6 protein-coding genes are annotated in these 6441 nt (G+C 60.8%); 5 read left to right on the top strand and 1 reads right to left on the bottom strand.

The annotated features are described in order from the left end of the window. Positions 1–223: 223 nt before the first annotated feature. Complete coding sequence (gene ftsH / locus H6B15_RS13500; protein ID WP_204648530.1) at positions 224–2116, top strand: ATP-dependent zinc metalloprotease FtsH; 1893 nt, start codon at positions 224–226, stop codon at positions 2114–2116. 70 nt (positions 2117–2186) lie between these two features. On the opposite strand, the gene H6B15_RS13505 is transcribed toward ftsH, so the two are convergent. Continuing rightward, positions 2187–2513: a rhodanese-like domain-containing protein gene (locus H6B15_RS13505; protein ID WP_204648531.1), complete on the bottom strand. Its 327-nt coding sequence runs from the start codon at positions 2511–2513 to the stop codon at positions 2187–2189. Between the two features lie 271 nt (positions 2514–2784). On the opposite strand from H6B15_RS13505, the gene H6B15_RS15720 reads away from it, so the two are divergent. From H6B15_RS15720 to H6B15_RS13525, 4 genes are all read left to right on the top strand, one after another. After that, positions 2785–3174 carry an OadG family transporter subunit gene (locus H6B15_RS15720; RefSeq protein WP_204648532.1) on the top strand — a complete coding sequence of 130 codons (390 nt, stop codon included), beginning with the start codon at positions 2785–2787 and terminating at the stop codon, positions 3172–3174. Positions 3175–3189: 15 nt separating this feature from the next. Beyond that, positions 3190–4377 (top strand): sodium ion-translocating decarboxylase subunit beta, encoded by a 1188-nt coding sequence (locus H6B15_RS13515; RefSeq protein ID WP_204648533.1) that lies wholly within the window; start codon positions 3190–3192, stop codon positions 4375–4377. Between the two features lie 347 nt (positions 4378–4724). Further along, a complete protein-coding gene (locus H6B15_RS13520) occupies positions 4725–5942 on the top strand; it encodes an iron-containing alcohol dehydrogenase (protein ID WP_204648534.1) in 1218 nt (405 codons plus the stop codon). Between the two features lie 259 nt (positions 5943–6201). Continuing rightward, positions 6202–6441: helix-turn-helix domain-containing protein (locus tag H6B15_RS13525; protein WP_204648535.1), on the top strand; the 240-nt coding region annotated here is incomplete at its 3' end.

The following is a 6441-nucleotide window of genomic DNA, read 5'->3' on the forward strand; positions in this document are numbered from 1 at the left end:
GGCCCGGACAGCCCTGCGTTTGCTGGAGGCCCCTGTCCTTTGAAGAATCCCCTGCCAAAATCGCCGCCGGAACCTGTTGTTCCGGCGGTTTTTGTGTTTATAAAGGGAAAATATCCCCAATGTTTTCCTTGTGTTCAAAATGACTTCACGGGCTGTTCATTTTTGAGGTGCATGCTATATCCATGGGCCATAAGACCCGTTTCAAAAGAGAGGATTGTTTTGTATGCAGGAGACCAAGAAACCCCGTGACCCCAAGAAATCTCTTGGGATCAGTTATCTGGTGATCTTCCTCATCGTGCTGGCCTTCAACACCCTGGTCTTTCCCATGATGCTGCGCGCTGGGGTGCAGCAGGTGGACTACGGCACCTTCCTCCAGATGCTGGAGGAGGACAAGCTGTCCACCGTGCAGATCGACGACGAGAAGATCTACTTTATCGACAAAGAGAACAACAGCTACGAGACCAACGCCATTGCCCAGGACCTGAAACTGGTGGACCGGCTGGAAGATGCGGGCGTCAAGTTTGACAAGGTCATCAACGACCCCGGCCCCATTGATACCATCCTGAACATCATTCTCATGTTCCTGCCCATGATCCTGCTGGTTACCTGGATCAGCTTCATGATGCGCAAGCGGATGAACAACATGGGCGGACCCAACGCCATGATGTTCGGCACCGGCAAATCCGGCGCCAAACAGTATGTGGTGGAGGAAGGCACCGCCATCAAGTTCGCCGATGTGGCCGGCGAGGACGAAGCCAAGGAAAGCTTGCAGGAGATCGTGGATTTCCTGCACAATCCCCAGAAATACGAGACCATCGGCGCCAAGATGCCCAAGGGCGTGCTGCTGGTGGGCCCTCCGGGTACCGGCAAGACCCTGCTGGCCCGGGCGGTGGCCGGCGAGGCCGGTGTGCCCTTCTTCAGCATCGCGGGCAGTGAGTTCGTGGAGATGTTCGTGGGTATGGGCGCCTCCAAAGTGCGTGACCTGTTCAAGCAGGCCAACGAAAAAGCGCCCTGCATCGTCTTTATTGATGAGATCGATACCATCGGCAAAAAGCGCGACGGCGCTTCCGCTATGGGCGGCAACGACGAGCGGGAACAGACCCTGAACCAGCTGCTGACCGAGATGGACGGCTTTGACGCCACCAAGGGTGTCATCATCCTGGCCGCTACCAACCGTCCCGAATCCCTGGACCCCGCCCTGACCCGTCCCGGCCGTTTTGACCGCCGTGTGCCGGTGGAACTGCCCGACCTGAAAGGCCGGGAAGAAATTCTGCGCCTGCACGCCAAGAAGGTCAAGCTGGGCCCCGACTGCGATTTCACCATGGTGGCCCGCATGACTTCCGGCGCTTCCGGCGCCGAGCTGGCCAACATCATCAACGAGGCCGCCCTGAGCGCCGTGCGCCACAAGCGCATGGCCGTGACCCAGTACGACCTGCAGGAGGCCGTGGATACCATCCTGGCCGGTGCCCAGAAGAAGAACCAGATCCTGAACGACAAGGACCGCAGCATCGTGGCCTATCACGAGGTGGGCCACGCCCTGGTGGCAGCCATCCAGACCAACAGCGCCCCGGTGCAGAAGATCACCATTGTGCCCCGCACCTCCGGCGCCCTGGGCTTCACCATGCAGGTGGACCAGGGTGACCAGGTGCTGATGAGCAAGGAACAGCTGCTGGCCAAGATCGCCACCTTCACCGGCGGCCGTGCTGCCGAGGAGGTCGTCTTCGGCTCGGTGACCACCGGCGCTTCCAACGATATTGAGCAGGCCACCCGGCTGGCCCGGGCCATGGTTACCCGCTACGGCATGACCGACGACTTCGACATGGTGGCCCTGGAGACGGTGAACAACGCTTATCTGGGCGGGGATGCCTCCCTGGCCTGCAGCGAGACCACCGCCGCCGACATCGACCGCCAGGTGGTGCAGATCGTGCGCACCCAGCACCAGAAAGCCCTGCAGATCCTGCGGGAAAACCGGGGCAAGCTGGACGAGATCGCCCAATACCTGTACGAGAAGGAAACCATCAGCGGCGAGGAGTTCATGCGCATCCTCACCGCAGTGCCCCAGCTGCCGGCGGGTGAGCAGGGCGCACAGGACGCACAGACTGCGCCGAATACTTGAGAGATTCTCCTTTCTTCCCAATAAAAAGACCGTGCCCGGAACGCTTTGCTCCGGGGCACGGCCTTTTTGTTTATTCGCCCCGCTCCACGGGACCGTTGTAGTCCAGAATGCCGCCGATGTTCTCCGCTTTGGTGTATCCGTGGGCCTTCATCCAGCTGGTGGCCTGGCCGCTGCGGGCACCGCTGCGGCAGTACAGAAACACCGGGGTGTCGGTGGAGGGCAGCGGGATGCCCGGGGTGTCCAGCAGGTGCAGGGGCAGGTTGCGGCTGCCGGGCAGATGCCCCGCGGCGTACTCCTCGGTGGTGCGCACATCCAGCAGCACGGCGCCAGGGGTGGCCTGGAAACGGCGGAATCCTTCGTTGATATCGGTGCGGCGGAACATATCAAAAATGCTCATGATGAACCTTCCTTTGTGGTAAGAGGTGGCAGGCCCCGGCCGGCTGCGGCCGGAACTTTCTGTATTAGTATACTACAAAAGGGGTGGCTGTTCTGTGACAGTGTTACCGAAAGTTGGGCATTTGTTGGCGAACATACCAAATTTTTTAAAAAAAGTGCTACACAAACCGTGCGGAACGTGCTATAATGTTGCTAAATTGGCCGCGTCTGCGGCCACTGCCTGTACAACGCGGGATCGACGCCGCGGTATGCTGCAAGGAGGAATCGAAACTATGTCCCACGTCGCAATGCTCGCCCTGGAATTCGGCGACGCAAATGTAGTCGTGACCAGCCTGGTGCTTGTGTTCGGCATGCTGGTTGCGCTGTGCCTGATCATCACCCTGGAAGGCAAGATGATGGACCGGGCCGAGAAACCCGCTGCCCCCAAACCTGCCGCACCCAAGCCCGCTGCGCCGGCCCGCAAGCCCGCACCGGCCCCCGCCGCACCGGCGGTGGAAACGGGCATTCCCGCCGAGGTTGTGGCCGCCATTGCCGCCGCCGTTGCCTGCACCGAAGGCAGCGCCGTCATCCGCGCCGTGCGCCGCGCGCCCGCTGCCGGTTCCCGCCGGGGCAACTGGGGCGATGCCGGTGTGGTGGCCAACACGACACCGTTCATGGCGTAAAGGCAGGGTGATGGTATGAGCATTATTCAGAATATTTCAGAAATTTTTGCCAATTCCGGCTGGGCCCAGATCTTCTTTGCGGAGGGCGGCTGGAAATACGCCATCATGCTGGTGGTGGCCTGCGTGCTGCTGTACCTGGCCATTGTCAAGCAGTTTGAACCTTTGCTGCTGCTGCCCATCGGCTTCGGCATGCTGATGACCAACCTGCCTCTGGACGGTCTGTTCCATATGGAAATCTTCCTGAACGAGACCAACCACATCAACTGGGAACTGCTGGGCAGTTCCGGCGGCATGGCCGACTACATCTACCTGGGCGTCAAGCTGGGCATCTACCCGCCCCTGATCTTCCTGGGCATCGGTACCATGACCGACTTTGAACCCCTGATCGCCCGCCCGTCCAGCCTGCTGCTGGGCGCTGCCGCCCAGCTAGGCATCTTCTTCACCTACCTGGGCGCCAAGCTGCTGGGCTTCACCGGCGCCGAAGCTGCCTCCATCGGCATCATCGGCGGCGCCGACGGCCCCACGGCCATCTTCACCACCACCAAGCTGGCCCCTCATCTGCTGGGCTCCATCGCGGTGGCGGCCTACTGCTACATGGCGCTGGTGCCGGTTATCCAGCCGCCCATCATGCGCGCCCTGACCACCGAAAAAGAACGGCAGATCATCATGGAGCCCCCGCGCCGGGTCTCCAAGACCGAAAAGATCATCTTCCCCATCATGGTCACCATCATCGTCAGCCTGACCCTGCCTGATGCGGCCATCCTGGTGGGCTGCCTGATGATGGGCAACCTGATGAAGGAATCCGGCGTGGTGGAGCGCATCACCAAGACCGCCGGCAACGAACTCATGAACATCATCACCATCTTCCTGGGCTTCAGCGTGGGCTGCACCACCAACGCTTCCACCTTCCTGAATGTCCAGACCGTGGAGATCATCATCCTGGGCGTCATCGCCTTCGGTGTGGGCACCGCCGGCGGTGTGCTGCTGGGCAAGGTCATGTGCGCCGTCACCCACGGCAAGATCAACCCCCTCATCGGCTCGGCCGGTGTTTCCGCCGTGCCCATGGCCGCCCGCGTTTCCCAGAAGGTCGGCCAGGAGTACAACCCCCGCAACTATCTGCTCATGCACGCCATGGGCCCCAACGTGGCCGGTGTTATCGGCTCCGCCGTGGCGGCCGGCATCCTGATCAACATGTTCAGCTGATGTCCCTCTGCCCATGAAACCAACCCCCGCACCGCTTTGGCGGCGCGGGGGTTTTTGTATGGCGGCCCGGTGGGGAAGCGCTACGGAAACAGCCCTGGAACAATGGGCAAAAAGCTGGAAAAACGGCCTGAAATTTGGCGCATTTGCGCGTTGATTCCCGCCCCGGTTGGGAGTATACTTTACCTAAAGATTGATAAAAGTTTATCAATTATGAAGAAATTGTGACCAACTTTTATCAGCCTTGTGCCGGGCACCCCCGCAAGCACGCCCGGCACTCCGAGGGGGGAAACCCCACCCCGAAATGTAGGTAAACGGGCGGTGCGCCCGATCAAAAGGAGGTAATTCCCATGGCAAGATTTACTCTGCCGCGCGATCTGTATCACGGCAAAGGCGCAATGGAAGCGCTGAAAACCTTTGAAGGCAAAAAGGCCATCGTCTGTGTGGGCGGCGGCTCCATGAAGCGCTTCGGTTTCCTGGACAAGGCGGTCGGCTATCTGCACGAGGCCGGCATGGAAGTGAAGATCTTTGACGGCATCGAGCCCGATCCCTCGGTGGAGACGGTCATGCGCGGCGCGGCGGCCATGATGGAATTTGAGCCCGACTGGATCATTGCCATCGGCGGCGGTTCGCCCATCGATGCGGCCAAGGCCATGTGGATCAAGTACGAATACCCCGACATCACCTTCGAGGAGATGTGCAAGGTCTTCGGTATTCCCAAACTGCGCCAGAAAGCTCATTTCTGCGCCATTTCCTCCACCTCCGGCACCGCCACCGAGGTGACGGCCTTCTCCATCATCACCGACTACGCCAAGGGCATCAAGTATCCCATCGCGGACTTTGAGATCACCCCCGACGTGGCCATCGTGGACCCCGAGCTGGCCGAGACCATGCCCAAAAAGCTGGTGGCCCACACCGGCATGGACGCCATGACCCACGCCATCGAAGCCTATGTCTCCACCGCCAACTGCGCCTACACCGATCCGTTGGCCATCTTTGCCATCCGCATGATCCAGGCCGACCTGGTGGGCAGCTACAACGGCGATATGGCCAAGCGGGACGCCATGCATGACGCCCAGTGCCTGGCCGGCATGGCTTTCTCCAACGCTTTGCTGGGCATCGTCCATTCCATGGCCCACAAGACCGGCGCAGCCTTCGCGGACTACGGCGCCCACATCATCCACGGTGCGGCCAACGCCATGTATCTGCCCAAGGTCATCGCCTTCAACGCCAAGGATCCCACCGCCAAGGCCCGCTACGGCGTCATCGCCGACGAGATGAAGCTGGGCGGCGCCAACGACGACGAGAAGGTCAAGCTGCTCATCGAGTATCTGCGCGGCATGAACGACGATCTGAACATTCCCCACGGTATCAAGTTCTACGGCGCCGACAGCTATCCCTGCGAGCAGGGCTTTGTGCCGGAAGAGGTCTTCCTGGAACGCCTGCCCGAGATCGCCAAGAACGCCATCGGCGACGCCTGCACCGGCTCCAACCCCCGGCAGCCCAGCCAGGAAGAGATGGAAAAGCTGCTGAAGTGCTGCTACTATGACACCGAAGTGGACTTCTGATTTCTGTACATGACAAACCCGACCCGGGCGCTCCGCCACAAGCGGAGCGCCCGGGTTTTTGTGTGGGCAAACGGCGGCGGGGCGGGGGACCGGCAGGGCAGTTTCGCTCTCTCCCGCCGGAAAAAAGGAAAACAGTCCGCTTTATGACCACGACACTGTGGTAGGATAAAGGAAGAGGGACACCCCGGGGGTTGACAGAAATCCGAAAACAGGATACTCTGAAATCAGAAACCGAAACACCGCCCAAAGGAGCTGCCCCATGAATACCATGTACGAAAATATCCTGGAACTCTGCCGCCGCGACGGCATCAACGTGACCCAGATGTGCCGTCAGCTCAAGATTCCCCGCAGCACCCTGTCCGAACTGGGGGCGGGGCGCACCAAACAGCTGACCCTGAAGCACGCCGGGCCCATTGCGGAGTTTTTCGGGGTGAGCATTGCCCAGCTGGCCGGGGAAGAACCCCTGCCCGCCGACCCCACCTTGCCCGCCCCGGGGGAC

Origin of the sequence: Gemmiger formicilis (assembly GCF_016900095.1) — a bacterium.
GTDB classification, from domain to species: Bacteria; Bacillota; Clostridia; order Oscillospirales; family Ruminococcaceae; genus Gemmiger; species Gemmiger formicilis_A.